The sequence below is a fragment of the Vibrio sp. dhg genome (assembly GCF_003443775.1).
GTDB classification, from domain to species: domain Bacteria; phylum Pseudomonadota; class Gammaproteobacteria; order Enterobacterales; family Vibrionaceae; genus Vibrio; species Vibrio natriegens.
Genome location: NZ_CP028943.1, coordinates 1,887,972 through 1,913,212, shown reverse-complemented (window position 1 = coordinate 1,913,212; position 25,241 = coordinate 1,887,972). Strand labels below are relative to the sequence as shown.

Here is a 25,241-nt window from a genome sequence, read left to right as displayed (position 1 = left end):
TTGTACATATTTTTATCAGCGCAAACGCTTGCGGTGAAAACGACAAATTAAACTAATGTAAATGAGAGGTTGCGAATAGGTTTTTTGAAGTGAAATGTTGGATGGAAGTGCCCCTAAGTAGCCTCATGCTTGCTCGGAAATTATACATATTTGTAAATCACCGTTACTTAGCGATGATGTGCCTTTGCATTGACTCAATAATTTGAGCGGTCATGCCCCAAATGAAGTGCTGGCGGTAAGGAATAGCAAATACACGGTGGCTAGTTTGCTTAAGGTTAAATTTGCTGCTGTAGAGTTTGCTTGGATTCAAAATATGGTTTGCAGGAACTTCGAATACATACTCAACTTCATTGGGGTCAATGTGCGTTTTGTAGTTTGGTGATACAAAAGCTAAAAATGGAGTGACATTAAAGCGGCTAATGGTAGGAAGTTTGGGTAATTGGCCAAAGACATGTATGTCGTTATTTGCGATACCAATTTCTTCTTTTGTCTCACGAAGCGCGGTATTCACTAAGTGAATGTCTTCAGGTTCAAATTTACCGCCGGGAAAGCTGATTTGTCCCGGATGATGGCGTAAGTGTTCAGCTCGTTTGGTCAAAATGACCTGCAATCCTTCCGGGCGTTCGACAAATCCAATCAATACCGCAGCGTCACGCAGTGGCTTGTCTTTTAAAAAGCTTAATCGAGCGAGTGATTCTTTGTGATACCCAGTAGGCAACTGCAGTTGAAAGTTTTGCAGTAGCTTCGTTTTGTTGATGACCAAATGGCGTCCTTTTATCTACTATCTATTGATAATTATAGAGGAGCAACATCCTCTCTCAATGTGTTATCAAGATTATAACGATGGTGAACCGGAGTAAATCAGACGTTAGGGTAAGAAAGCTAATGTAAAAACGCTAATACAAAAACGCCTCCAGTTTAGGAGGCGTTGAGATATGGTTTGAAGAATATCGCTGGCGTTACTTCAATGCTGGTAAAATTTTCGACAGCTTATCCAGTGTCTCCTGATACTCGGCCGCGCATTCACTGTCTGCCACGACGCCACCGCCGGCCCAAGCATACAAGTTGCCTTTTTCTGCAACCAAAGTGCGGATGGTAATGCTGGTGTCCATGCGACCATGGCGAGATATGTAACCAATACTGCCGCAGTAAGCGCTGCGTCGATGAGGTTCTAGCTCTTCAATGATTTGCATCGCACGCACTTTGGGTGCACCAGTGATTGAACCGCCAGGGAAGCAAGCTCGCAACAAATCCGCAGGCGAATACTGTTCATCCAAATCAGCACGAATCGTACTGACCAAATGGTGAACCGCCGGGAAGCTCTCGATATCGAATAATTTTGGTACATGAACACTGCCAGGTGAGGCAACACGGCCAATATCGTTTCGCAACAGATCGACAATCATTAAGTTTTCAGCCTGATCTTTCTCTGCGGTCTGCAAATCATGGGCGTTCGCCTTGTCTTGCTCTGCATCCAGACTGCGTGGGCGTGTCCCTTTGATCGGTTTGGTTTCGATGACTCTCTCTTTTAGCTCCAGAAAACGTTCTGGTGAGATGCTTAAAATCGAAGACTCAGGCATACGAATAAATGCAGAAAAAGGCGCTTGGTTTGCGGATTCGAGCTTCAGGTAAGCTTGCCACTCACTGCCAGTGTATGGCGCATTAAAGCGTTGCGCTAAGTTGATTTGATAACAGTCACCGCTTAGCAGGTACTCTTGCACGTTATTGAAGCGAGTACAGTAAGATTGCTCGGTCATGTTCGATTGCCAAGCGCCAGTCAAACTAAATTCAGCGTCTTGTACGGCGGTTTGTTTATCGAGCCAATCCCACGCTTGAGCAATATTTTGCCCAACGATACAGGCCTTGCTTAGTTTATGATCGACAACGATCGCCCATTGATAAAGTCCAACCGCCATATCCGCTGTTTGCAAATCCTTTTCCGCAAGCTCAGGCATGGCTTCTACGCGGCGACCTAAATCATAGCTGAAGTAGCCGAGCGCACCGCCTACGAAAGGCAGATCCCACTCTGAATCGAGCTCAACACTCGGTAGCCATTGCTGTTGCAATTGATCGAGTAGAGAAAAGGGGTCGTCGCCCGACACATAATCGTCAGATGGTGTCTTGATGCGTGTGTTATCGGCAATGGTTTCTAACGTTGCTACCGGGTTTGCAACAAGCACATCGAAACGGCTGTCGATGTGAGTTTCTGACGCAGAACGCAGCAACATCGCCCAAGGCTGATGCTGAATACGCGAAAAAAGGTGAAGTGCTAAGTCTGGTGCGTAATCCAACGCTTTAAAATCAATGAATTGATTATCCATGTTGTTCATTTGTGTAATTTGTGACAAAGAGATCGTTCACTGCATGGCATGTCATGGGCAGCAAGAGTATCATATTCCACCGTATAGCCAAACTTCCTCTATACAAAGGGTTCTGAGGAGGTTTTACTATACAAGAAGGCGACTTCAGTAACTCGTGTGTCGAGATCAGCCATCCGACAACTGTTTATATAATGTGTTTATAAAAATGAAGCTCAAAAGAGCAACTTGCTCAACAAACACGATTGAAGCCAAGCCAGTAATGGAAGCATAACTATAACGAGGCATGTAATGACGGTAATTCGCAAGCAGGATGTCATCAGCAGTGTTGCTGATGCGCTACAGTACATTTCTTACTACCACCCGCTAGACTTTGTTCAAGCCCTTGAAAAAGCCTACCACCGCGAAGAGAGCCAAGCCGCGAAAGACGCGATTGCGCAGATCTTAATTAACTCCCGTATGTCGGCAGAAGGCCACCGCCCAATCTGTCAGGACACCGGTATCGTGACGTGTTTTGTCAACATCGGCATGGGCGTTCAGTGGGACTCGACGGACATGACGGTTCAGCAAATGGTAGATGAAGGCGTTCGACAGGCCTACACGAATCCAGATAACCCATTGCGTGCATCGGTTTTGATGGATCCTGCTGGTAAACGTATTAACACGAAAGACAACACGCCAGCGGTAGTACACATCAATATGGTACCGGGCGATAAAGTTGAAATTCAGATCGCGGCGAAGGGCGGCGGCAGTGAAAACAAAACCAAGATGGTGATGCTAAACCCATCTGATGATATTGCCGAGTGGGTAGAAAAAACACTGCCAACGATGGGCGCTGGTTGGTGTCCTCCGGGCATGCTTGGCATTGGTATCGGCGGTACGGCTGAAAAAGCAGCGGTACTGGCAAAAGAATCGCTAATGGAGCACATCGATATTCAAGAGCTTATCGACCGTGGTCCACAAAACGCAGAAGAAGAGCTTCGTCTTGATATCTTCAATCGCGTAAACAAACTTGGTATCGGTGCGCAAGGTCTTGGCGGCCTGACTACCGTAGTTGACGTTAAGATCAAAACCGCGCCAACGCACGCAGCCTCTAAACCAGTATGTTTGATCCCGAACTGTGCTGCGACTCGTCACGTACACTTCACGCTAGATGGCTCAGGCCCGGCAGACTTAACGCCGCCTAAGCTTGAAGAGTGGCCAGATATCACTTGGGAAGCGGGCGCGAATACTCGTCGCGTTAACTTAGACGAAGTGACACAAGCTGATGTTGAGCAGTGGAAGACAGGCGAGACAGTTCTTCTTTCTGGTAAGATTCTTACTGGTCGCGATGCGGCACACAAACGCATCCAGACTATGTTGCAAAATGGCGAGGGTCTACCTGAAGGTGTCGATTTCAAAGGTAAATTTATCTACTACGTTGGCCCTGTAGACGCTGTGGGTGATGAAGCCGTAGGTCCTGCTGGCCCGACTACGTCAACTCGTATGGACAAATTCACCGACATGATGCTTGATGAAACGGGCATTATGGGCATGATCGGTAAAGCAGAGCGTGGCCCTGCGACCGTTGAATCTATCAAGAAGCACAAAGCGGTTTACTTGATGGCGGTTGGCGGTGCGGCTTACCTGGTTGCGAAGGCGATTAAGAAAGCGCGCGTAGTAGCGTTTGAAGATCTGGGTATGGAAGCGATCTACGAATTTGAAGTAGAAGACATGCCAGTAACAGTCGCGGTAGACTCAAACGGTGTGAACGCTCACCAGATTGGTCCGGACACTTGGAAAGTAAAAATCCAAGAGATGGAAGCTTAATGTAAATGGCACTTTGAGGACGTCTCAGTCTTGAGAATGTGACAAGGTGCTGATTTACCTAGCAAACAATTGACAAAAGTGCAGCGAAAACTGCACTTTTTGTCTATATACTAGGTATATTAACCTTTGGGCATAGCAACAGACGTTATGCGAACAATAATAATTAGGAGACGGCATGCCTCGTTTTATTCAAATTCTACAAATTATTCTTGCTGTTGTGGTGGGTGGCTTTGTTGGCTATGACTTGATTCTTCACGGTATCAGTATCTTTGATGAAAAATACGTCACGATTACGTGTGTATTGTGGGTAGTGCTAGAGGTGGCGCTATTCGTTATCTACAAACTGATTGAAGAAGATTAGAACGTTTACGCTTAAATCGTTTGATCGATAGTTAGAATACCGAAGCCTCTGAGAATTCTCAGGGGCTTTTGTGTTTTTGGGCAATGCCTTTTGCTGTGAGTCGTTTGTTCATCTTTGATTAATGTATGTAAAATTGGACTCATACCTTCGTCGTTTACTAATGAGATAAATAAAAAGCATGAAAAGAATAACAAAAGAAGTGAATGACTTTATCAACCGTGGCATGGACTCTAATGTCCGAATCGCCGTTACAGGCTTATCCCGAGCGGGCAAAACGGCGTTTATTACTTCCCTGGTCGATCAGCTGCTTTATACGGCGACGCACGACAATTTGCCATTATTGGCCGCGGCCAGAGACAAACGATTGATAGGCGCTAAACGTGAGCCTCAATCGAACATGATGGTTCCGCGTTTTGCTTACGATGAAGCCATCGCTCAAATTCATGCCACGCCTCCAGCGTGGCCAGTGCCCACGCGTGATGTTAGTGAAATTCGTCTGGCGCTGAAATATAAGCCGAATAAAACCACCAAAAAGTTATTGAGCAAAACCGCGGTGCTCAACGTGGATATCATTGACTACCCGGGAGAGTGGTTGCTTGATTTACCGCTTCTGGATATGGATTTCGCCACCTGGTCGCAAACGCAGTTTAATGCGCTAAAAGGTCAACGCAGTCAGTTGGCAGAAACGTGGTTAGAAGAACTGGAAAACCTGGACCTTAACGAGAGTGTCAATGAAAAGCAGCTCGAGAGTATTGCGCATTCTTACACGCAATATCTACATGGTTGTAAAGACGCAGGGTTGCATTGGGTTCAACCAGGGCGTTTTGTTCTGCCGGGTGAATTGGCCGGAGCGCCGGTTCTGCAATTTTTCCCTTGTCGGGTTGAGGTAGAGAGCAAGCCTGTTAAAGGTAGTAATCTAGCAATGCTAGAAGCGCGTTTCCATGAATATCAGCAAAAAGTGGTGAAGGCGTTCTATAAACATCACTTTGCGACGTTTGACCGCCAAATCGTGCTGGTGGATTGCTTACAACCTTTAAATGCCGGAGATGAGGCGTTTTACGATATGCGTCAGGCGCTGGAGCAAATCATGCATAGCTTCCGCTACGGGCGCAGCAGTTTTATTCGTCGACTTTTTTCACCAAAGATCGACAAAGTTCTCTTTGCTGCAACCAAAGCAGACCATGTTACGCCAGAACAGCATCCGAATTTAGTCTCTTTGCTCCAGCAGATGGTGCATCCCGCTTGGCAAACTGCCGCGTATGAGAACATTGAAATGAGCTGTATGAGTATTGCTTCGATTCAGGCCACGACGCCGGGGTTTATTTCCACCGGCGATAAGGCTGTTCCGGCTTTACAAGGCATAACACTGGATGGCGAACCAATGACGATGTTCCCTGGTGAAGTACCAAGGAAACTACCGAATGCGGCATATTGGCAAAACAGTGGTTTTGATTTCACTTCGTTCCGTCCAATGCCGTCAGCAAGTGATGAACCGATGAAACATATACGTTTAGACAAAGCACTGGATTACCTGATCGGAGATAAGTTGAAATGAGTGAATTCAAACAAAAGCAGGTCTTCTCCGACAATGTACTAGAAAAAGAACAGGATTCTGTACCAGAGGATTTAACTGCTCAACAGGCCTTTAGTGACAAAGAAACCTTTGTGCCTGTTACCGTGCAAGAAGAGCCGCAAGAAACGGAGCAGGAATTGCAGCTTGAGCATGTGATTCGCCCTAAATCTGGTCGAAAATGGTTGGCGACAGGGTTACTTACCGCGTTTTCTGGTCTGGTGGGGTGGCAGGCGATCGATTCAGTTGTCACGGCGGTTCAAACGTCCGACTGGCTTGCATTGGGATGGGCAGGTTTTATTGCAACCATCGCCTCATTTGGTATTGGCGCGCTAGGCAAGGAGTTGTGGAAGCTGCGTAAACTGAGAAACCACTTCAGTATCCAAGAAGAGAGTGAATTGCTTGTTGGCAGTGATAGCGTGGGCAAGGGCAAAGCGTTTTGTGAAAAAGTGGCTGAAACAAGTGGGGTATTGGCAGAAAATCCGGGCTTTGACCGCTGGAAAAACAGCGTTAACCCTGCACACAGCGACGCTGAAATTCTCGATATGTACGACTCAATGGTGGTCAGTCAGCAAGACAAACTGGCTACAAAGATCGTGTCTCAACATGCCACCGAATCCGCAGCGTTAGTTGCAGTCAGCCCTCTCGCCGCAGCAGATATGTTTTTGGTAGCTTGGCGTAACTTCAAAATGATCGACAACTTATCCAAAGTCTATGGCGTAGAACTGGGCTATGCGTCGCGAATAAAACTGTTAAAAGCGGTCTTCGTGAATATGGCTGCCGCTGGTGCGAGTGAGCTAGCGATTGATGCTGGCATGGATTTAATGTCGATGGATCTTGCGGGCAAAGTATCAGCTCGCGCAGGTCAGGGGCTTGGTGTCGGTATTCTTACTGCGCGTTTGGGCTTAAAAGCGATGACACTGTTGCGCCCATTACCTTGGTATCCTGAGCGTCAGGTTAAACTGGGTACAATTCGCAAAGCGGTAGTGGCGAAAGTTGCATCAATTACGATGAAACCGTAACCAATATCACCATTGATGAATAGGATTGCTTGACGCCATTCCAAGCTTGATAGAAACTACTGTCAACTTTTCCTGACAGTTGTGAATTGGGATATTTTCAGTGCGTCTTGAAGTCTTATGTGAAGATAGACTCGGTCTTACCCGAGAACTGCTCGATATTTTAGCATCTAAAAGTATCGACTTGCGTGGTATCGAGATTGATATCAGCGGCATTATATATTTGAATTGCCCGGATATTGATTTTGATACCTTTAGCGAATTAATGGCCGAAATCCGACGTATTTCGGGGGTTAAAGACGTACGTAAAATCCAGTTCATGCCCATGGAACGCCATAATACCGAGCTGCTTTCGCTGGTGGATAATCTGCCAGATCCCGTCTTTGCTATCGACCTTAAAGGCTCGGTAGACATGGCCAACATGTCTGCGTTGTCTCTGCTAGGTTTGCACAAGCAAGAGGTGATTGGTACGCAAATTGGTACGCTATTACCAAGCATGCGTTTCTCCCGTTGGTCAGAAGGGGTGAACGCCCGAACTCGTGAAAATCTGGTGATTGATGGTCTGGATTACATTCTCGAGTTAATGCCGGTTTATATTAAAGATGAAGCGCAAAACTCGACACTGGCGAGTACGTTGATCACGATTCGCTCCAGCCAGCAAGTTTCGCGAATTGAAGAAGCCGTGCCGCTGCATAACCCGCTTGGTTTTGAACACTTTGTCGGATTATCTAACCGCCATAAAGCATTGATGAATCAAGCCAAGAAGCTGTCTGTCCTTGATCAGCCGTTATTGATTGAAGGTGAAACTGGCACTGGTAAAGAAATGCTGGCAAAAGCGTGTCACAGCCGATCTAGCCGAGCGAGTAAGCCTTTCCTCGTACTGAGCTGCGCGTCTATGCCGGATGATGTGGCTGAAACTGAACTGTTCGGCCATGCGCCAGGCTCATTTAACCACGAGCAGGGGCACAAAGGCATTTTTGAACAAGCGAATGGCGGCACCGTCTTCTTGGACGAAATTGGTGAAATGAGCTCCCACTTGCAAATCAAGCTACTGCGTTTTCTTCAGGATGGTAATTTCCGTCGAGTTGGCGCAGAGGATGAAATGCACGTTGATGTGCGCATTATCGCCTCTACCAAGCACAATCTTGCTGAGCTGTCGGAAGCGGGCATGTTCCGTGAAGATTTATACTATCGCCTGAACGTTCTTACGTTGACGATTCCTCCTTTACGCAAGCGCTCTAATGATGTCGCTCCACTATTAGAGCTGTTTGTGACTAAGCACGCGCAGCAATTGGGTATTGATAAACCTGATTTCGACGAAGATTTGATCGACGGACTCGCAAACTATCAATGGCCGGGTAATATGCGTCAGCTGGATAATATGGTTCTGCGCGCGTTAACCGAGATGGATGGGCATTTATTGAAGGTTGAACACTTTAATTTGCCACAACCTCAATCGGTCGGTGGTGGCAGTGCGACACTCAATTTAGATGGCTCTTTGGATGAGATCATGCGTGATTACGAATCTCAGATCCTTGAGCGTTTGTATCAGTCATTCCCATCAAGTCGCAAGCTGGCGAAGCGTTTGAATGTATCACATACGTCAATTGCCAATAAACTGCGTGACTATGGGATTCGTAAGAATTAATCCTGAACGAAGAGAAAACGGACGTTGTCATTTGTAATGGAAGATAAAAGTTCATCCGTCACCGTTCATAAGTTGGACGGCGACTTACTTCTGCGTACTGCTGAAATCGCTGATGCAGATATGATCGCTGAATATTTTCAGGTGAATCGCGAGTATTTAAAGCCGTATGAACCAACCCGTGAGGACGCCTTCTTTACCGTCAATGGTTGGCTACAAAAACTCATTAAACTAAGCGAACTCCACCGTCAGGGGCTAGGCTATTACTGCCTTCTTATTGATACCCAAAAACAACGCATGTTAGGAACAATTTCCTTCAGCGGCCTGGTTCGCTTCCCGTTCCACTCATGCAGCGTTGGTTACTCTCTTGCCCAAACGGCGCAGGGTAACGGATACATGCGTCGTGGTCTTAAAATGGCTTGTGATTACATGTTCGACGTACAAAATATGCATCGAATTCAAGCAGGGTACATGCCGCACAATAAACGCAGCGAAGCGGTTCTGGAACATGTTGGCTTTAATAAAGAAGGCTATGCGAAGGACTATCTTTTGATAGATGGCGAGTGGCAAGATCATATCTTAACCTCACTGACTAAACCAGACTGGCAACCAAAGGCTCGATAATATGGAAAGACTAGAGAAGCAGCTAACGCTACTAATAGAGTTGGATCAGTTGAAAAATGTGCTTCGTCGAACCCGTGTTAAAAGCGCGGAAGGCAGATTGGAGAACAGCGGAGAACACAGTTGGCACGTAGCCCTAATGGCCGTCTTGATGGAAGAACATGCCAATGCCCCGGTCGATATTTGCCGAGTCATGAAAATGCTGTTGATCCACGATGTCGTAGAGATCGACGCGGGCGACACCTTTGTTTATGATACGGCCGCTTCAAAAGAGCAGGCGGAAAAAGAAATCAAAGCCGCAGAACGTTTATTCGGAATACTGCCAAGCGAGCAAGGCAAAGAGCTATTGGCATTGTGGCATGAATTTGAAGCGGCACAAACTGACGATGCAAAGTATGCAAAAGCCCTCGACCGTTTAATACCAATGCTTCTGAATTATCATAATGACGGTCAGAGTTGGCAAGAACATGGCGTAACGCGTGAACAAGCGCTTACTATTAACAAAAGAATTGAACTTGGCTCTGTCACATTGTGGGACAAAGCGAAAGAAATAATTGAAGATGCCACCGATAAAGGTTGGCTGAAGTCGTAATAAAGGAGACTGAATGTCTTATTTGCCTTTGGACGAATACCAAAGAAAATGGATTTTTACTCACCAGTCGATGCCGGTACCAGAAGAAGACTTAGCGCAGATAAAGCCGATGAGTCAGGCTCGCTCCGCTCAGTTCTGGAAAGAGAACATCAGTGCGCAAAGCCCTGATATGGACCGTTTGAGCTCTCAAGATTGGCCGATGAAAGAGTCCAACTGGTCAGAAACTGTCGACTGGATGGCCGCTTGGGAATCTGACGAGCCAGAAATGCCAACCGAAGTGGAAACACATATCGATTGGCAAGACGATGTGACCGTTTATTTCTGTTACGAGAAATACAACGTCATCGAAACCAAGTGGTCTATCTTCAAAAAGCATTGGAAGAACTTCCTGTTCTATGATGATGGCCCAATGTTGCTTGGCCGCCGTCGCGCTCAAGCTCTTTGGTTTGACTCAAAAGGCAATGTTAAACTGGGCGAACGCCATTAGTAATCTGTTGAAATTATTATATTAAGCCACCAATTTGGTGGCTTTATCTTTTTAAAGGTTTGATAGAGGGCTTAGCACGCCACTTGCTCCTCTTTCGATAACGTGAGTGTATATTTGTGTGGTTTTTACATCTGAGTGCCCTAACTGCTCCTGAACTGTTCTGATATCGGCACCTGACTCGAGTAGATGCGTGGCAAAGCTATGTCTTAGCGTATGGCACGTTACCGATTTTTCGATTCCCGCGTCTTTCGCAGAGCGTTTGACGGCTCTTTGTAGAGCACTCTCGTTGATATGATGTCTTCTTAACTCTCCCATTTCTGGGTCAACACTTAGTTTTGCTGATGGAAATAGAAAGTGCCAGTTAAAGTCCAACTGTGCGTTTGGGTATTTACGTTGTAGACCCTCTGAAATATAAACACCTGCGTAGCCAGGCATGTGACAATCTTTTTGATAATAACTTCGAGCGAGATCCACTTGTGCTTTTAGGGAAGAATGTAGCTCTTTTGCTAATGTCACCGTACGGTTCTTTCCGCCTTTACCTTGCCAGACACGGATTGCACCATAATCATAATCAATGTCCTGAATTCTTAATCTTAGGCACTCCATCAAGCGAAGCCCGGAACCATAGAGTAGAAGTGTTTGAAGCTTGTATTTGGGATCGATATGTTGAATAAATCGACGAATCTCGTCTCGTGTTAATACGACAGGAAGTTTTCTCTCAGTTAGTGACTTTTGAAATCGCATTTCGAGTGAGAGCGGTGTCTGAAAGAAATCTCGGTAGAGAAATGCAATTGAACAAAGCGCTAACGCTTGAGTTTTTACTGCTACTTTATCTTTGACAGCAATGTGACTAAGGAACTGAACTACATGCTCTTCTGACAACTTAGATGGATGTGCAAACTGATGAAAAACGATATAACGCTTGATCCAAAATAGGTAACTTTCAATCGTTTTATTTGAGTAATGACTCATTAGCATATGCTCTTTTACACTAAGTAAAAATTGGGATTTCATAACGATATGTAACCTGTTTATTTATACAGGTTTGTTAATTTAGCATCACTCAGTTGACTAACCAGCTTTTTGCCGTCTAATTGCGCGTATCAGCACTCATATTCATACCTCGTTTCTATATCTTTCATAAATATAAGTGCTAATATTCATAAATATGCTTAAGAGAAATAAGGCGTTGTTACGCCTGAAAGGCTGCAAAAAGCCGTATAGAAAGCGTTATGTACTAAGAGGGTAATATGGAACAAATCGAGACAATAGTAATAGGCGTTTTTGTCGGTGTATTAACGGCTTTATTACTGTTCATGTGCAAACAGTTTTGGATGAATGTTATTGTACCGTTTTGGCAAAGAATGCGTTACCAAGGAGCCGATATTTCGGGAGTTTGGATAGCTGAATATAAAAACGATGAACAAAACTCAGTTACTAAGTTGTCGCTAGTAATTCGCCAAAATGCACATTCTTTAACTGGATCTATGCAGTTTAGTAACACTGCTGGTGAAATCACAGAACATGTAGATTTCGAATTGATGGGAAATTACTGGGAAAACTTCCTGACTTTAAATGCTAAAAGTAAAGATAAAAAAATTTTCTCTGGTGGGACAATGTATTTGAAATCGGTTAGAAATGGGTTCGAACTTGATGGGTATTTTTCTTTTCGTGACGCAAATACTGACGCAGTAACGAGTCCTCAGATCAAGTTCCAACGTACATAACAAAGCGTTTAAGGCAGATTCGCAACGCGTGGCATTTTTGGTTTTAATCGGCTTTAGTGTTTACAGCACAATGGTTTAGGTTTAGTGGTAGCGTTGCTCACTACTTAACGCGGCGTTAAATGACAGGAGGAATCTTGGATATATCAGATGCTACGGCAGTCGTTTCATTGGTGGTAGCGGCTTTGTCTGCTCTATATGCTCGTTGGGCCTGGTCTGAAGCTAAAAAAGCAAATCAGATCAGTTTACATCAGCATCAAAAAGCGATTTATGATGCATTTTTTGAGTTGAAAATGCATATGACTCAGAAATGGGATGGTGCGGAAACTTCAAGTGTAAGCAAGTTCTATTACCCGTCAAAGAATGCTGTTTTTTACTTTGATAAACCTCTTGCAGATGAAATAGCTAAATATTTCACTATTTGCTTTCGCATATCAGATAGTAATAGAGGTAAAGTTACATCTAAAAAGCGTATCGAGTTAATGGATAATGCCAGAGATGCTGATGAATTAGCACAATCCATAGAGAAGCAATTAATTAAAGTAGTAACCGTCGCGTAAGTCATTTAACAAACGCTTTAAGGCGGATTCGCAACGCTTGGCAGTTTTGGTTTGCTTTGGCTTTTGTGTTTACGGTGCAATAGTTGAGTTTCGTGGTAGCGTTGCTCACCACTTAAGCGGGCGTTAGTTTAAAGGAGTCACAATGAGCACGAATGGAAGGCAGTTTGAGGCTTTTGAACGTTTTATATCTCTTCTTCCTCATGGAAAAGAGCCTGAACTTGTAATATTGAAGGGACACTTGTTGATAGAAGAACAAGTGAGGCTAGTTATCGATAGTAAGCTTCCAAACCCTAAGGTGTTAAAGGAAGCACGACTCACATGCGATCAAGCAATTTGCTTAGCCCAGTCACTTGTGCCTGAAGATACGGATAAAAATTGTTGGAACGCCGCTAGAAAGCTAAACAATATTAGAAATAACATTGCCCACAAAGTTGAGCATAAGGGTCTTACTCACCAGGTTGAAGCCTTTATTAAAATGGTTCCTATCGACTGGGGCAACGCCGACAGAGATACCGCGTTTGAGCTGGCTTTGTGGGGGTTGTTTGCAAAAATATCGTCATACGTCGAGGGTGAGTTCTCAGATGCAATGAAAGCACTAATTCCTGACGCGGAAACTATTTAAACTAACAAACGCTTTAAGACGGATTCGCAACGCTCGGCGGTTTTAGTCTGATTTGGCTTTTGTGTTTACGGTGCAATAATTGAGTGTCGTGGTAGCGTTGCTCACCACTTAAGCGGGCGTTAGCCCAATCCGGTAAAAATGGAGATTTAGTGACGAATGGAAGTTGTATTTGTAAGGCATGGAGTGCCTGACTACTCGTTATCTGACGAGCGAAAAATGAGCCAGCTTGAAAAAGATTACGCTCCTTTACACCGAGATCACATCCATGAGTTGTACGCTGTTGCTCAAGAAATTCAACTCGAGAAAGCAGAAGTTATCATCTCTTCACCGTATACAAGAGCACTACAAACTGCCGAAATCATTAATCGTAAACTCGGTTTAGAACTCTTTGTTGAACATGACCTACGAGAGTGGCGAGCGGACTTGGATGGTGGTTATGTAGATCTTCAAGAACGAGATCGCCGTTGGCATGAGTATCGCGCTTCGCTAAAAAATAATGCGGAGCCCAATAATGTTCCGTATGAGTCTTGGATAGCGCTTAGAAATCGTACAGAAGGTGTGTTATCGCGATACACGCATTATTCTAAGGTAATCGTCGTTTCGCATTTTAATGTGTTTGAAAGTTTGGCTGGCAACCAAGACAACAGTATTGGTTGCGGAAGCTATCGTACGCTAACGTTGGGTAAATTGGGCTAACAAAGCGTTTAAGAGGGATTCATGCCGCGTGGCATTTTTGGTATGCAGTGAGTTTTAGTGGTGAAAGTGGTCTGCGGAAAGCTGGTTTGTGCGGCATTCACCCCTTAACGCAGCGTTATGCTCCAGAAACCTCATAGAATCACGGTTTCTCATGTTGGCTAAAAAGCGTGTGTCAAAAATTTGAATTGATCATAAAGGATTAACTAGAGTGTATTTTTCAAAAACAAACATTGTTTACTTAATCATTTTTTTGGTCGGGTTTGTATGTGTTTACACTTATGTAAATATAGCCAGTGACTGTGTCACGGAAATCAGTACAACAGAGTGGGTAGATGATGAGGGAGTAAAACATATGATAAGTTCGTCGCAAAGAGAATGTGATATTTTCTAACCAGTAACTGACGTTGTCTAAACACTAAGAAAGGACTAGCCCTTAACCCATTTCCAGCAAAAGATGCTAAAGGTTTTAAGAAGTACATAAATTAATCAGAAGACCTGAAGTTTCATGCAAGAAGTTAATCTTGTTTTATTGTTTTGGTTTTAGCGTCGGGAGCATAACAAGGCGTTTAAGACGGATTCTCAACGCTTGGCATTTCTAGTTTGAATCAATTTTAGTGTTTACGGCACAATAAGTTAAGTTCGGTGGTGGCGTTGTTCACCACTTAACGCGGCGTTATGCTCTAGGAGGAAGTTTTGTATCTCAGGGAAAAAGAGAAAGCTTTAAATAAAGGTGCATTTTTAATCGGCACTATAGGTACTATCGGTATTTCTATTGCATCAGGAAGCTTATTTGTTGCGCTAGGTTTGAGCGCGATAGCCGTAATTAGCTTATTATTGCAGCAAAAATTTCCAGATAAAAATAGCCTTTATAGCATCGAGGTTCTAGATGGGCGTATTACTCTTAGACTGGGAAGCAGTGCACTTTGGCACTTGAGTGTATGTGATGTTGAATCGTTTGATACAACTTACTTAAAGGACGGCGCAGTTATCAAAGAGATCACTTTAAAAACGGTGAATGATAGTTATGTATTACCAAAACTTGACCGTTTTAAAACCCCCGAAGTTTTAGCTCTTGTAAGTCTTGTGAAATCCCTAAAAGAAAGAGCATAACAAACTGTTTAAGAGGGATTCGCAACGCGTGGCATTTTCACTATGCGTTGTTTTTAGTGTTTAAGGCGGTATGCGGCGGCATCTGTATTGCGTTGCTCACCCCTTAACAGGGCGTTAGTACTGGATTGGCATCACGGTAAATTTTTCGGGGTTTATCGGGTTCTTTTCCTATCTTTACACCTGGTCAAATGTGCCTTTCACGTTCTTTCCGGTGGCACTATATGAGTTGTGTTCGCGTTGATTTCACCGTTTACGGTTTCTAACTTTCGGGCTATTTCTCTGGTGTGGCTTCTTTGGTGCTGGGAAATTTTCGTCAAACACTGAGTTTCTTTGGCGCAGTCGTTTGGTTTTGAAGCCCGTATCCTTTTTTAATTTGAAAACGGCGAAAATAGGGCAGTAAAGCAAGTTTTTCTTCTAGCCAACTTGTGTTTTGAGATTGGGTTCTAGTTTGGCAGTTCTCCCTTTAGCTTCAGTGTTTTAAGCCAAAAGTTTCATGCTATATTTCAATATCTTGGAGTTTACCAAAGGATTTAGGGGCAGTGTGCTAACAAACAATTCAAGAGGAATTCGTAACGCGTGGCATTTTTACTATGCGTCAGTTTTAGTGATTAAGGCGGTATGCGGCGGCTTTGGTATTGCGTTGCCACACCTTAACGCAGCGTTAGAAATTACATGGAGAATTTATTATGGATGCAAGGTATGTGGATTATTTCCAAGCCTATGCAAGTACACTGTCTGAATCTCAACTTGCTGAGATTGGAGAGTTAGAAACTACTTACTTTTGTGACGATGAATACAATACAAATGAGTGCGCTCGTCTTGTCTCTCTTGGTCAAAAACGTGCAACTTGCAGCCTCAAAGAAGCGTACCGTATTGAAGGTGAGGAGTTTCCTAAAGTTGGGCAGTACCAAATCGTGCTTGACTGGGAAAAGAACCCGGTTTGCATAGTAAAAATAACCAATGTGGACTTTTGTCCCTTTGGACAGGTTAGTCGAGAATTCGCTGAATCTGAGGGGGAAGGAGATGGCACCTATGAGTGGTGGTATAAAGCACATCACGACTTCTTCACTAGAGACTGTAAATCAGCTTATGGTATAGAATTCAACGACTCAACAGAGTTGGTTCTTGTAACGTTTGAGTTAGTGCACAAGTAATTTCTAACAAAGCGTTTAAGACAGATTCGCAACGCTAGGCGGTTTTGGTTTGATTTGGCTTTTGTGTTTACGGTGTAATAATTGAATTTTGTGGTAGCGTTGCTCATCCCTTAATTGGGCGTTAAGTGCAATCAACAATAGTCACATCAAAAAGTAGGGAAGTATGAGTATTAATATAAAGTGGGATGGTGATTGTCGTTTTAAAGTGTTAACTGAAGGCGGCTTTACGTTTAATGTTGACGCTACAAGTGAGAAAGCCCCTTGTCCAACAGAAGTTCTATTGTCGGCTTTAGGTTCATGTAGTGCTACGGATGTCGTCTTGTTACTACAAGATCAAGGTTTTGAAGTTAAAGGCCTAGAAAATACGGTTACTTTCGCCCTAACGGAATCAGAACCTCGTTTATATAAATCGGCAAACTTACACTTTACAGTAAATGGCAGTGGTTTTAAGGAATCTGACATTTTGCGAGCAGCTCAAGATGCGGTGGAAAAGCATTGTCATGTTTGTCTTATGCTGAGCCCCACGGTCGATATCACTTTTTCAGCGGAAGTGGGCAAAAATTGCACTTAACAAGCGTTTAAGAGGGATTCTCAACGCTTGGCATTTTCAGTTTGATTAAGCTTTAGTGTTTACGGCACAATGATTTAGGCTAGGTGGTGGCGTTGTTCACCCCTTAATGTGGCGTTATATTTAAGGAGTAAGTTTTGCCTCATTGTATTATTGAGCATTCATCATCTATCGAACCGGTAGACTTGAATCAGAAAGTGTTTTTGGGTGCTTTAGAGTCGAATTTGTTTGAGCCAGATGGTAGCGATATAAAGGTTAGAAGTATTGCATATGAAAACTATCAAACAGGCTCCGCTAAAGAAGACTTTATTCACGTAACTTTGCGTATTCTTTCTGGTCGTAATGAACAAGACAAGTTACTTTTGTCTAATAGTGTCATGTCCAGGCTGAAATCAATCCAGTTGGTTAGTGCTTCATTAACAGTAGAGGTTGTAGATATAGACCGAAACAGTTATGCCAAGCAGATAGTTTAAATATAACAAACTGTTTAAGAGGGATTCGCAACGCGTGGCATTTTTACTATGCGTTGCGTTTGGTGTTTTAGGTGGAATGCGGCGGTTTTGGTATTGCGTCGTTCACCCCTAAATAGAACGTTATATTTCACAAGTTATCCTAAAAGCCTCGAATCTGATCAGTCCCTTGCTTTTGTCCATTACTTTTGGGAGGGGTGAGTTTGTGCAAATCGGAGGCAATGCAACTTACCACAGAATATATTGGTGATCAGAAATGTATGATGCCCATTTTATCCGTAAATGGCACATTTCAAAAAAGAGGTTGTTACTCAACACGGCACCTTTTGTGATTAAAATCACTGCAGATGGCTAGGATGATTTGATCTGCTTCGCGTTATCTTCATCAGAACTAATACAAGTCAATAAAACATTTATTGTTTCACCACAAGAGAAACGTTGTTTCAGGTTTCCTTTGTTCTTTTGTCAGAATAAATGTGGAGTTGAAGTTGAAGAAGTTCAAATTATCGGTAATTACCGCATCGGTGCTAGCCATTACTGGATGTAATGGAATAATCAAAGAAGTCGAAAGTCAACATGCTTCCGAAGTTCAATCTCAGGCAGCCAATGAGTTCGAGCTGGTGCGCCAGAATATGCTGAGTGGTTTTGTTGAGCGCCAAACCGACATAGCCGCTAAACAACAGAAATCAGTGTCGGAACTAGCGCAAGAGTATGCTGACAGCATGGCCGCGAATGGCAGTTGGGAAGATATTGAATATGCCGACGAAGATCCAACTGGTTGGCAAGCCGGAGATCACCTAAGACGCCTGCGTATGATCGGCGCCGCTTTCGTGCAATCAAATAATGCCGATTTGGCGGATGCCGCTATTCGTGGCTTGACCTATTGGCATCAACAAGATTTCAAAACCGGTTGGTGGTGGGCAGACATTGGTCAGCCTCAATTCCTCGGTGAAGTTGCTCTGATGTTGGGTGACCTGCTGCCGATGGAGCAGCGCTTTCAAACCGCGATGATCATGTCAGATACTCCTGGAGTCCGTAAGAGTGATAATGCTGAGACAACTGGCGGTAACCGCAGTGACATCAACCTGGTCGTAATCTACCGAGGCCTGCTGATCCCTAGCAAATCTCTGGTTGGCGCCGCAGTAAAAGACATGGAAAATACCGTCAAACTCACCAATGGCGAAGGCATTCAGGCGGATTACTCTTTCCACCAGCACGGCGCTCAACTGTACAGCGCAGGCTATGGTGAAGTCTGGTTTGGCGCAACCTTGCGAGTCGCCTATATGGTCCGCGATACCGAATGGCGGTTTAGCCAAGAGAAGGCGGATATTCTCACCAACTTCTTCCTGGATGGCTGGCGCTGGATGAAGCGCGGCAGCCGTCTGGACTACAACACCTGGGGACGCGGTATCAGCCGCAGCAAACCAGAACTGACTCCTCTGGCTGAGCTACCGCCGTTAAAACCAAGCAATAATATCACCCAGATGGATATGGTGGCTGCATTAACTCCTGAACGTGCGGCTGAAGCGATGGCCTTTAAAGCGCACGTTACAGGTGCCAGACATGGTGAACCTTCCGGTTTGAATGGCTTTAAACACTTCTGGCGCAGTGACTATTCCACCAAAATGGCCGATGGTCACTTCTTCGGCATTCGCATGAACTCCCAGCGAACCTACCCTAATGAAAGTGGTAACGGTGAAAACCTGTTGGGCTATTGGCTGGGCTTCGGCAGCACATTCCTGGAACAGCGCGGCGACGAATACCACAACATTTTCCCGGTATGGAACTGGAAGTTGGTGCCGGGCGTAACCGCGCCTGAATATGAAGGCTTGCCGGATGACTGGGGTAAGGTTGAACAGCCAGAAGTTGCTTTCGTGGGTGGCGTGTCTAACGGCAATTATGGCGTAACAACCATGGATATGAACCTGGATACCAGTCCAGCCAAAGGTGATGCATTCAACACTAAAGCGAAGAAATCATGGTTCAGCTTTAAAAACGAGATAGTTGCGTTAGGCGCAGGCATCTCTTCAACATCCGCTGAAAATGTGAACACTACTCTCAACCAGACCCTGCTCAACGGTAAGGTGACGGTTGATGGTCTGGAAGTTGAAAACGGTGTACGTGAGATCAGCTCTGCCAACTGGGTGCACCATGATGGCGTAGGTTATATATTCCCGCAAAACGGCGAACGCCACCTGTCCAACCAGACGCAGAAAGGTAACTGGAAACGGATCCGCAGTGGATCTTCCGCCAATGAAGTCTCTAAGGATGTCTTCACCCTGCATATCAGCCACGGCGTGAAGCCAAGTGACGCCGACTACCAGTACATTATTGTGCCTGAGCTGACCGCAGAGCAGACGGCGTCCTATCAGCAGATGATGCCAGTGACCGTACTGCAGAATAGCACCAGCGTACAGGCCGTACGTAATTCCGATCTTAAGATCACTGGTGTCGTTTTCCATCAGGCCGGCAGCGTAGTGATCAGCGACGATCTTACGGTTTCTGTAGATAAACCGAGTGTATTGCTGGTAGATGAAAGTGGCGCTGAACCGATCGTAACCTTATCCACTCCAGGCTTGTCTTACGCTGAAGTTAAGCTGACGCTGGACTCTAAAGCCAAGGGCGAAGCGGTAACTCGCATGGTGATGACACACGGCAAAACTGCGGAACAAGGTAACAGCGTAACCTTCCCGTTCTACCAAGGTACGGAGAAGATAAACCAAGCTTTCAGGGATGAAATCAAGCAAGCAGAAGAAGAAGCAAGAGTCGCAGCTGAAGCCCAAGCCGCAGTTGTTGCCAAAGCGGAAGCTGCAGCCAAAGAGGCATCTGAAGCCCAAGCAAAAGCTGATGCAGAAGCCAGAGCTAAGGCCAAGCAAGATCTGGCAGCTGGCGGGCTAGAGCTGAAAGTGACTCAAGACGCTTATGTGCGCGGTGGTAATCAGGCTGACAAATTCGACGGTATTGCTTGGGGGTTCATGGGGGTAGAAAATCACTACAACAACCCGGCACTGGATCATATAAGTATTCTTCGCTTTGATACAAACGGCCTGATGGGCTTAAAAGCGACTTCCGCCAAATTAAAGTTGCATATCCGAGGTGTTGACACCCGTCCAGACAAAACTGGCGGTAATAAAGATACCCGCTTGCAGGCTTTTGCTGCAGACGCCGGCGACTGGGTTGAAAAAGAAAGCATCACTTGGAATACTTTACCTTCCACCGACGGTGCCACAGCATCTGGCATTACCACAGCCAGCCATGGTCAAAGCCAGAAATGGATTGAGCTGGATGTAACTGATATCGTCAACAAATTGGACAGCAAGCGTTCACTGGATCTGCTGCTGGTTAATATCGACGAGAAAGGTCAAGGCGGTTATGTCGGTTTATCTACCAAAGAGCACAGTGGAGGTAAATATACCCCTCAGCTGCTAATCCAAGGTGAGTTGGAAGAGCCGGTGAAATAAGTTCTTAAGGAGGAACTGCCGAGGAGTGTAGTGAACAGAGCATCAGTCTGACAATTGATGCTCTGTCTTATGCAGCTGATGCGCCAGGGTCTTCGTATGATGGCCTGCGGTCAAAAACCTCAGCTGATATTACAAGCAGCTAAGTCGTAACAGAGCTGATGGCAGAGTCTACAGGAATGGACACAGCTGTGATGTTGATGTTTCAGGGTTACTCATTTGTGGGTTAAGTTTTGATAATGTAGCTATGCGGCGCTTTAACACAGTGGTAGCTTTTAAAGGTCAAATATGGATATTTACCCGGAAATAGAATTGTCGAGAGATCAGCATTCTGAGATTCAGTCTTTGCGAAACCAGTCGTTTCCAGAAGATCAAGTGGCACGCTCTTATTACAAGCAACTTCCTCACATGAGAGCCCTGAAATATAAAGGTAATCAACTTGTTGGTTACATGGGCTTAGACTATCGAGTGATAGCCGTGGGAGAAGAAAACTACAAAGTCTTAGGTGTTATCGATTTTTGTATCGACAGCGCTCATCAAGGTAAAGGTATTGGCTCTTCAATGTTATCTCAGCTTGCAGATTATGCTTCTACTAAAGATGTCGATTTCATAATCTTAATATCTGATCTGCATAGCTTTTATACACAAAATGGTTATCAGCGTGTTGATACGCTCAGTTCATGGTTGCGACTATCTGAACACAGAAATTATGGTGTCGCAGTGGAGCGGGTGAATGATTTGTATATAAAGTCAATGAGTGGAAAAACTTGGGCAGTTGGACACATGGACTGGTTAGGATATATGTACTAGTTGTGTTTAAGATGGATGTATCGCCTTCCGTATTGCTTTGGTTCACCCCATAACGTGACGTTATGTGCCAAATGCTTTGGGATTTAGAAACTGCGTATCTTACAGGGAGTTTTATGTTTAGAGTTGTGTATGAGTGGCGTGTACCAATCGAGAAAATGGACGAGTTTCAAGATGCCTGGCGTTCGGCGACCGAATCCATCCACACTTCGGTAGAAGGTGCGCTCGGTAGCTTTATGCTCCGTTCCTATGATAAGCCTGAAAAGGTTCTCACTATTGCCAAATGGCAAACGCGCGAAAATTGGGAACGGTTCTGGGAAAATCGCAATCCAGAAAAAATGCAGAAGATGCGTGAAATTGCTGAACGTATCTCGGTTGAAGCATTCGACGAAATTGAAGATAGAACTAAATAGTGTCAGCGACAAATCGCGCAGGGGCGTCTCTGGAGTCAATGGATAGATAAATCGTATGTATTAAGTGTGCTAAAGAAACTCTAGCTAATCATGGTAGGGCGTTTCAATGGGTTGCCTCAAGCACAGTAGAGGCGCAAAGGGGTAACCTTTGAGCCTCTTGCGTTATTAAGCAAAGCCCAACAACTCGATAGTCGCTGTGCGTCACAATGATTAAATCCAGTGCCTATTTCTGCTATTGCCCCCGACCATCAAACATCACCACAATGGTTTTGGTGATGATGCTCATATCCATACTGAGCCAAGACTTCATCGAGCATAGAGAAAGCGCGTAACTGTGGTCATAGCCGACTTTTCTTCGCACGTCATCAATGCAGGTATCGTAACCCTGATTGACTTGAGCTAATCCGGTAATACCCGGCATCACGCCATAGGTTCTATCAGCGAAATAAGGGATCGCACTCTCCAGTTTGCTATAGAAACTAGGGCGTTCAGGTCGTGGACCTATCAGTGACATGTCACCTTTAACCACGTTAAAAAGTTGTGGGATTTCATCCAAACGAGTCTTACGTAAAAATCGTCCAACTGGCGTGATTCTTGGGTCATTTTCCGTCGCCCAAACTGCCCCTGTGTGTTGTTCTGCATCTTGGTACATGGTGCGAAACTTAATGATTTCAAAAAACATCATTTTCTCTGGTGTAGATTTACCGACTCGAAGCTGTTTATAAAACACAGGGCCCGAAGAGGAGAGTTTGATTGCTATCGCGATAAAAGGCATTACTGGTGACAGAAGCAGTAAACCAAATAGCGCGCCGAACAAATCAAAGAGACGTTTTGCAAACCAAATTGAAATATGTGCGGATACGTTGCTCATAGTACATCTCCTTTTTGGCCTACACGAGACCACTTTCCTGATTCAAGACCAAATAGGTATCGCATACCACCGATGAAATTTGCGCAATGACCAGCAACGATGTAAAGCAGTAGCTTGCAGGCTTTGTGACAAAATATATGTGGTAGGTGATAAATCACAATCGCCAGTGAATAGATCGCGATTTGAGTGATCAGTGCTGCCATGAAAAGTGGGTTGTCCATCATGGCGATAGAACTAACAAAACAAAATAGAAGTAGGTAAGGGGTCATGAGACGTAGCCCTTTGCCGGAAAAGAATGCAAATGCGACACCTCTGTACTTCGGTAAGAACATCTCACAAAGCAGGATTGCCTGCTGCATGTTGCCGGCAGAGATACGCAGTCTTCGGCTAAAATCATCTTTCTCATTGGTGGCTTCCATCTCCAGAGCAACCATCTCAGGCTCATATTCAGCAATATACCCCTGACGTACGATCGACATAGGAATTATAAAGTCATCATTGATTGTATTGGCACTCATCGATTCAAACAGGTACGTGCGGAATAGGTAAAATGCGCCATGTGCTCCAAGCGTTGAGCCAAGTGAGGCTTCACGCATCTTAAGCTGACTTTGGTATTTCCAGTAGCTGGCTTCCCCAGCGTTACCCGGCTTAAACAATTGATAGTGACCATTGACGACGCCGACTTTACTGTCTTGAAAATGTGTATTTGCAATCCATAGCGCATCAATGGAAATAAGGGCGGACACGTCGCTCAAGGCCGTAATATCACTGGTGATGGTTTTCATCTGTTCATTTATCAGGGCAACTTTGCCACGATTGGTTTTAAATGCCCGGATTTCAAAATGTGTATCGGAACAAATTGCTTCTTGGATGGTTTGTTCTGCAATACTCACTGTCTTATCGGTACAGCCATCACATGCGATGATGACTTTGTACTTATTTTTTGGATAATCAAGCGCAGATAGGTTGCGAATTTTGTCCGCTATCCACTGCTCTTCGTTGTAGGCAGGTACCAAGATAGTGATGGTTGAACATCCCCGATCGCTTTTGATACTTCTATATCCACGCGTTCTATGGCTGCGCACTTTGTAAGGATGATTTTTAGAATACCAAGACAGTAGAACAGGGTAGCCAACGTGGTGATAGATAACCAACACGCAACTGATAATAAACAGTGTGGTAAGTAGTAAATCAATCATGCGCTTTTCTCCTCAGCTAATATTTCGTATGCACGCATCATGTCCCTGATGTCGTTATGCTTTAAGACAAACTGTCTTGGGGATGCTTTTACTGGTTTGTTTAAGGCGGTTTTTACACTGGCGGCCAACTGCTGTGAGTTTTCACTTTCAAACAACATTCCGGTGCTTGGGCAAAGGGTTTCTTTTGTTGCACCTACGTCGCTTGCTAAAGTGACAATGTCACATGCTTGGGCCTCTAAAGTAGAGAGCGGGAAACCTTCACGACGTGAGGGCAAACAGAATAAGTCCAGCGTTTGATAAAATCGCGTCATGTCATCAACAAGACCAAGAAAGGTTACTCGACTTCTTAACCCAAGTTGCTGCACTTGCTGTTCTAATTTGATACGTTGGCTACCATCCCCAGCGATAACTAGCTGTATATGGTTCGGCAGTAATGCCATCGCGTTGATCAAAATGTCGTGACCTTTGACTTGTTCTAATCGACCTGCCGTACCAATAATGGTGCTTTGCACAGGCAGTCCAAAAAGCTGACGGGCAAGGTGCTTGGAGCCAGTGGTGAATTTCTCGCAGTCGATACCGTTTTTGATCACCCTGACATCCTGATAATCAAAATGTTGATGAATTCGTTGTTTTACCAGGAGTGCATCGGCAACAACGCAGGGTTTAGCGATTTTTAGTGCCAGGTTTTGTAAAGCGCGGTGCTTTTGGTCTGATAGATGCCATGCATCATGTTCGGTATGAATTCGAGCTTTTACCCCGGCCAAGCGAGCAGCAACGGAGCCGTATAGAATCGGACCAATATGATGGGTATGAACAACGCTTGGCTTTAACGTGAGAAACAGTTTAACAAGTTGTATCAGCGTCTTAACGCTATAGCCTGACGGCTTGTTAAGAAAGATTAATTGGTTTTCAACCGACTTCAGTTTTGACCATTTCAATACTGCTTCTTGTTTTTTACCTTCCAAACTAACAATGAGTACTTTCTGGTGTGGGGACGAAAACGCCAGCATGTTGAGTGCGAGCGCCTCTAATCCACCAGGGGAAAGGTGCTGAACCACGTGAATAATCGTTTTGGACTTTATGCTCATACTCGCTCCTAACGGATGTTTAGCTCTGAACTAGTATTAGCATTATGTGTGCCAGATTTATTATTTAATCAATACAATG

At 44.7% G+C, this 25,241-nt stretch carries 26 protein-coding genes; 20 read left to right on the top strand and 6 right to left on the bottom strand.

The features are described 5' to 3' along the window. Positions 1–163: 163 nt before the first annotated feature. Together DBX26_RS08835 and pabB are read right to left on the bottom strand one after the other, a co-directional pair. Positions 164–763 carry a CoA pyrophosphatase gene (locus tag DBX26_RS08835; RefSeq protein WP_020335522.1) on the bottom strand — a complete coding sequence of 200 codons (600 nt, stop codon included), beginning with the start codon at positions 761–763 and terminating at the stop codon, positions 164–166. A gap of 196 nt (positions 764–959) precedes the next feature. Next, the gene (pabB, locus tag DBX26_RS08830) at positions 960–2,321 is read right to left on the bottom strand and encodes an aminodeoxychorismate synthase component I (RefSeq protein ID WP_118118827.1); all 1,362 of its coding nucleotides are present in this window, start codon (positions 2,319–2,321) and stop codon (positions 960–962) included. Between the two features lie 288 nt (positions 2,322–2,609). Here pabB and DBX26_RS08820 point away from each other — a divergent pair, with 288 nt between their 5' ends. The 8 genes from DBX26_RS08820 (at position 2,610) to DBX26_RS08785 (ending at position 10,422) form a co-directional block, all read left to right on the top strand. Next, entirely contained in the window at positions 2,610–4,127 is a 1,518-nt protein-coding gene (locus DBX26_RS08820) for a fumarate hydratase (protein WP_014232348.1), read from the top strand. Positions 4,128–4,302: 175 nt separating this feature from the next. After that, positions 4,303–4,488 (top strand): hypothetical protein, encoded by a 186-nt coding sequence (locus tag DBX26_RS08815; protein WP_014232347.1) that lies wholly within the window; start codon positions 4,303–4,305, stop codon positions 4,486–4,488. Positions 4,489–4,666: 178 nt separating this feature from the next. Then, on the top strand, positions 4,667–6,043 hold the full coding sequence (locus DBX26_RS08810) for a YcjX family protein (protein WP_118118823.1): 1,377 nt from the start codon (positions 4,667–4,669) through the stop codon (positions 6,041–6,043). Continuing rightward, on the top strand, positions 6,040–7,080 hold the full coding sequence (locus DBX26_RS08805; protein WP_118118821.1) for a YcjF family protein: 1,041 nt from the start codon (positions 6,040–6,042) through the stop codon (positions 7,078–7,080). The genes DBX26_RS08810 and DBX26_RS08805 overlap by 4 nt, the downstream gene beginning before the upstream one ends. 100 nt (positions 7,081–7,180) lie before the next feature. Beyond that, positions 7,181–8,725: a transcriptional regulator TyrR gene (gene tyrR / locus DBX26_RS08800; protein WP_118118819.1), complete on the top strand. Its 1,545-nt coding sequence runs from the start codon at positions 7,181–7,183 to the stop codon at positions 8,723–8,725. A gap of 36 nt (positions 8,726–8,761) precedes the next feature. Further along, positions 8,762–9,346 (top strand): ribosomal protein S5-alanine N-acetyltransferase, encoded by a 585-nt coding sequence (gene rimJ, locus DBX26_RS08795; RefSeq protein WP_118118817.1) that lies wholly within the window; start codon positions 8,762–8,764, stop codon positions 9,344–9,346. Between the two features lies 1 nt (position 9,347). After that, positions 9,348–9,935, top strand: coding sequence for an HD domain-containing protein (locus DBX26_RS08790; protein ID WP_118118815.1), 588 nt, complete (start codon positions 9,348–9,350; stop codon positions 9,933–9,935). A 13-nt stretch (positions 9,936–9,948) separates the two neighbouring features. Beyond that, positions 9,949–10,422: a DUF2947 domain-containing protein gene (locus DBX26_RS08785; protein ID WP_065299863.1), complete on the top strand. Its 474-nt coding sequence runs from the start codon at positions 9,949–9,951 to the stop codon at positions 10,420–10,422. Positions 10,423–10,473: 51 nt separating this feature from the next. Here DBX26_RS08785 and DBX26_RS08780 read toward each other — a convergent pair whose 3' ends face one another. Beyond that, entirely contained in the window at positions 10,474–11,436 is a 963-nt protein-coding gene (locus tag DBX26_RS08780) for an integron integrase (protein WP_118118813.1), read from the bottom strand. Positions 11,437–11,672: 236 nt separating this feature from the next. Here DBX26_RS08780 and DBX26_RS08775 point away from each other — a divergent pair, with 236 nt between their 5' ends. The 12 genes from DBX26_RS08775 (at position 11,673) to DBX26_RS08700 (ending at position 22,004) form a co-directional block, all read left to right on the top strand. Beyond that, entirely contained in the window at positions 11,673–12,149 is a 477-nt protein-coding gene (locus DBX26_RS08775) for a hypothetical protein (RefSeq protein WP_118118811.1), read from the top strand. A 119-nt stretch (positions 12,150–12,268) separates the two neighbouring features. Further along, positions 12,269–12,706 (top strand): hypothetical protein, encoded by a 438-nt coding sequence (locus DBX26_RS08770; RefSeq protein WP_118118809.1) that lies wholly within the window; start codon positions 12,269–12,271, stop codon positions 12,704–12,706. A gap of 142 nt (positions 12,707–12,848) precedes the next feature. Continuing rightward, positions 12,849–13,328 (top strand): hypothetical protein, encoded by a 480-nt coding sequence (locus DBX26_RS08765; RefSeq protein WP_025613315.1) that lies wholly within the window; start codon positions 12,849–12,851, stop codon positions 13,326–13,328. 156 nt (positions 13,329–13,484) lie between these two features. Beyond that, positions 13,485–14,024, top strand: a complete 540-nt coding sequence (locus DBX26_RS08760) for a histidine phosphatase family protein (RefSeq protein ID WP_118118808.1) — start codon at positions 13,485–13,487, stop codon at positions 14,022–14,024. Further along, on the top strand, positions 14,015–14,161 hold the full coding sequence (locus DBX26_RS08755) for a DUF3265 domain-containing protein (protein WP_118118806.1): 147 nt from the start codon (positions 14,015–14,017) through the stop codon (positions 14,159–14,161). Before DBX26_RS08760 ends, DBX26_RS08755 begins: the two co-directional genes overlap by 10 nt. 556 nt (positions 14,162–14,717) lie before the next feature. Next, a complete protein-coding gene (locus DBX26_RS08750; protein ID WP_118118804.1) occupies positions 14,718–15,134 on the top strand; it encodes a hypothetical protein in 417 nt (138 codons plus the stop codon). 686 nt (positions 15,135–15,820) lie between these two features. Next, positions 15,821–16,288 carry an ASCH domain-containing protein gene (locus tag DBX26_RS08735; RefSeq protein ID WP_118118800.1) on the top strand — a complete coding sequence of 156 codons (468 nt, stop codon included), beginning with the start codon at positions 15,821–15,823 and terminating at the stop codon, positions 16,286–16,288. A gap of 163 nt (positions 16,289–16,451) precedes the next feature. Then, positions 16,452–16,859: an OsmC family protein gene (locus DBX26_RS08730; RefSeq protein ID WP_118118798.1), complete on the top strand. Its 408-nt coding sequence runs from the start codon at positions 16,452–16,454 to the stop codon at positions 16,857–16,859. A 134-nt stretch (positions 16,860–16,993) separates the two neighbouring features. Continuing rightward, positions 16,994–17,329 carry a 5-carboxymethyl-2-hydroxymuconate Delta-isomerase gene (locus tag DBX26_RS08725; protein WP_020334675.1) on the top strand — a complete coding sequence of 112 codons (336 nt, stop codon included), beginning with the start codon at positions 16,994–16,996 and terminating at the stop codon, positions 17,327–17,329. A 485-nt stretch (positions 17,330–17,814) separates the two neighbouring features. Next, positions 17,815–20,787 (top strand): polysaccharide lyase family 8 super-sandwich domain-containing protein, encoded by a 2,973-nt coding sequence (locus tag DBX26_RS08710; RefSeq protein ID WP_254063470.1) that lies wholly within the window; start codon positions 17,815–17,817, stop codon positions 20,785–20,787. Between the two features lie 285 nt (positions 20,788–21,072). Then, positions 21,073–21,594 (top strand): GNAT family N-acetyltransferase, encoded by a 522-nt coding sequence (locus DBX26_RS08705; RefSeq protein WP_118118794.1) that lies wholly within the window; start codon positions 21,073–21,075, stop codon positions 21,592–21,594. 113 nt (positions 21,595–21,707) lie between these two features. Next, positions 21,708–22,004, top strand: coding sequence for an antibiotic biosynthesis monooxygenase (locus DBX26_RS08700; RefSeq protein ID WP_118118792.1), 297 nt, complete (start codon positions 21,708–21,710; stop codon positions 22,002–22,004). 232 nt (positions 22,005–22,236) lie between these two features. Here DBX26_RS08700 and DBX26_RS08695 read toward each other — a convergent pair whose 3' ends face one another. The 3 genes from DBX26_RS08695 to DBX26_RS08685 are packed head-to-tail and all read right to left on the bottom strand — an operon-like array spanning position 22,237 to position 25,162. Next, positions 22,237–22,875, bottom strand: coding sequence for a sugar transferase (locus DBX26_RS08695; RefSeq protein ID WP_014232122.1), 639 nt, complete (start codon positions 22,873–22,875; stop codon positions 22,237–22,239). Beyond that, positions 22,872–24,074 (bottom strand): glycosyltransferase family 2 protein, encoded by a 1,203-nt coding sequence (locus DBX26_RS08690; protein WP_118118790.1) that lies wholly within the window; start codon positions 24,072–24,074, stop codon positions 22,872–22,874. Before DBX26_RS08690 ends, DBX26_RS08695 begins: the two co-directional genes overlap by 4 nt. After that, positions 24,071–25,162 carry a glycosyltransferase gene (locus tag DBX26_RS08685; RefSeq protein WP_118118788.1) on the bottom strand — a complete coding sequence of 364 codons (1,092 nt, stop codon included), beginning with the start codon at positions 25,160–25,162 and terminating at the stop codon, positions 24,071–24,073. The genes DBX26_RS08690 and DBX26_RS08685 overlap by 4 nt, the downstream gene beginning before the upstream one ends. Positions 25,163–25,241 lie beyond the last annotated feature (79 nt).

Bases quoted from the DNA above. Each gene is read 5' to 3' on its own strand.
- DBX26_RS08805 (WP_118118821.1), top strand. From the start codon at position 6,040: ATGAGTGAATTCAAACAAAAGCAGGTCTTCTCCGACAATGTACTAGAA.
- DBX26_RS08780 (WP_118118813.1), bottom strand. From the start codon at position 11,436: ATGAAATCCCAATTTTTACTTAGTGTAAAAGAGCATATGCTAATGAGT.
- DBX26_RS08685 (WP_118118788.1), bottom strand. From the start codon at position 25,162: ATGAGCATAAAGTCCAAAACGATTATTCACGTGGTTCAGCACCTTTCC.
- DBX26_RS08700 (WP_118118792.1), top strand. From the start codon at position 21,708: ATGTTTAGAGTTGTGTATGAGTGGCGTGTACCAATCGAGAAAATGGAC.
- DBX26_RS08735 (WP_118118800.1), top strand. From the start codon at position 15,821: ATGGATGCAAGGTATGTGGATTATTTCCAAGCCTATGCAAGTACACTG.
- DBX26_RS08695 (WP_014232122.1), bottom strand. From the start codon at position 22,875: ATGAGCAACGTATCCGCACATATTTCAATTTGGTTTGCAAAACGTCTC.
- DBX26_RS08730 (WP_118118798.1), top strand. From the start codon at position 16,452: ATGAGTATTAATATAAAGTGGGATGGTGATTGTCGTTTTAAAGTGTTA.
- DBX26_RS08765 (WP_025613315.1), top strand. From the start codon at position 12,849: ATGAGCACGAATGGAAGGCAGTTTGAGGCTTTTGAACGTTTTATATCT.
- DBX26_RS08790 (WP_118118815.1), top strand. From the start codon at position 9,348: ATGGAAAGACTAGAGAAGCAGCTAACGCTACTAATAGAGTTGGATCAG.
- DBX26_RS08810 (WP_118118823.1), top strand. From the start codon at position 4,667: ATGAAAAGAATAACAAAAGAAGTGAATGACTTTATCAACCGTGGCATG.
- pabB (WP_118118827.1), bottom strand. From the start codon at position 2,321: ATGGATAATCAATTCATTGATTTTAAAGCGTTGGATTACGCACCAGAC.
- DBX26_RS08705 (WP_118118794.1), top strand. From the start codon at position 21,073: ATGGATATTTACCCGGAAATAGAATTGTCGAGAGATCAGCATTCTGAG.
- DBX26_RS08770 (WP_118118809.1), top strand. From the start codon at position 12,269: ATGACAGGAGGAATCTTGGATATATCAGATGCTACGGCAGTCGTTTCA.
- rimJ (WP_118118817.1), top strand. From the start codon at position 8,762: ATGGAAGATAAAAGTTCATCCGTCACCGTTCATAAGTTGGACGGCGAC.
- DBX26_RS08760 (WP_118118808.1), top strand. From the start codon at position 13,485: ATGGAAGTTGTATTTGTAAGGCATGGAGTGCCTGACTACTCGTTATCT.
- DBX26_RS08820 (WP_014232348.1), top strand. From the start codon at position 2,610: ATGACGGTAATTCGCAAGCAGGATGTCATCAGCAGTGTTGCTGATGCG.
- DBX26_RS08785 (WP_065299863.1), top strand. From the start codon at position 9,949: ATGTCTTATTTGCCTTTGGACGAATACCAAAGAAAATGGATTTTTACT.
- DBX26_RS08690 (WP_118118790.1), bottom strand. From the start codon at position 24,074: ATGATTGATTTACTACTTACCACACTGTTTATTATCAGTTGCGTGTTG.
- DBX26_RS08775 (WP_118118811.1), top strand. From the start codon at position 11,673: ATGGAACAAATCGAGACAATAGTAATAGGCGTTTTTGTCGGTGTATTA.
- DBX26_RS08815 (WP_014232347.1), top strand. From the start codon at position 4,303: ATGCCTCGTTTTATTCAAATTCTACAAATTATTCTTGCTGTTGTGGTG.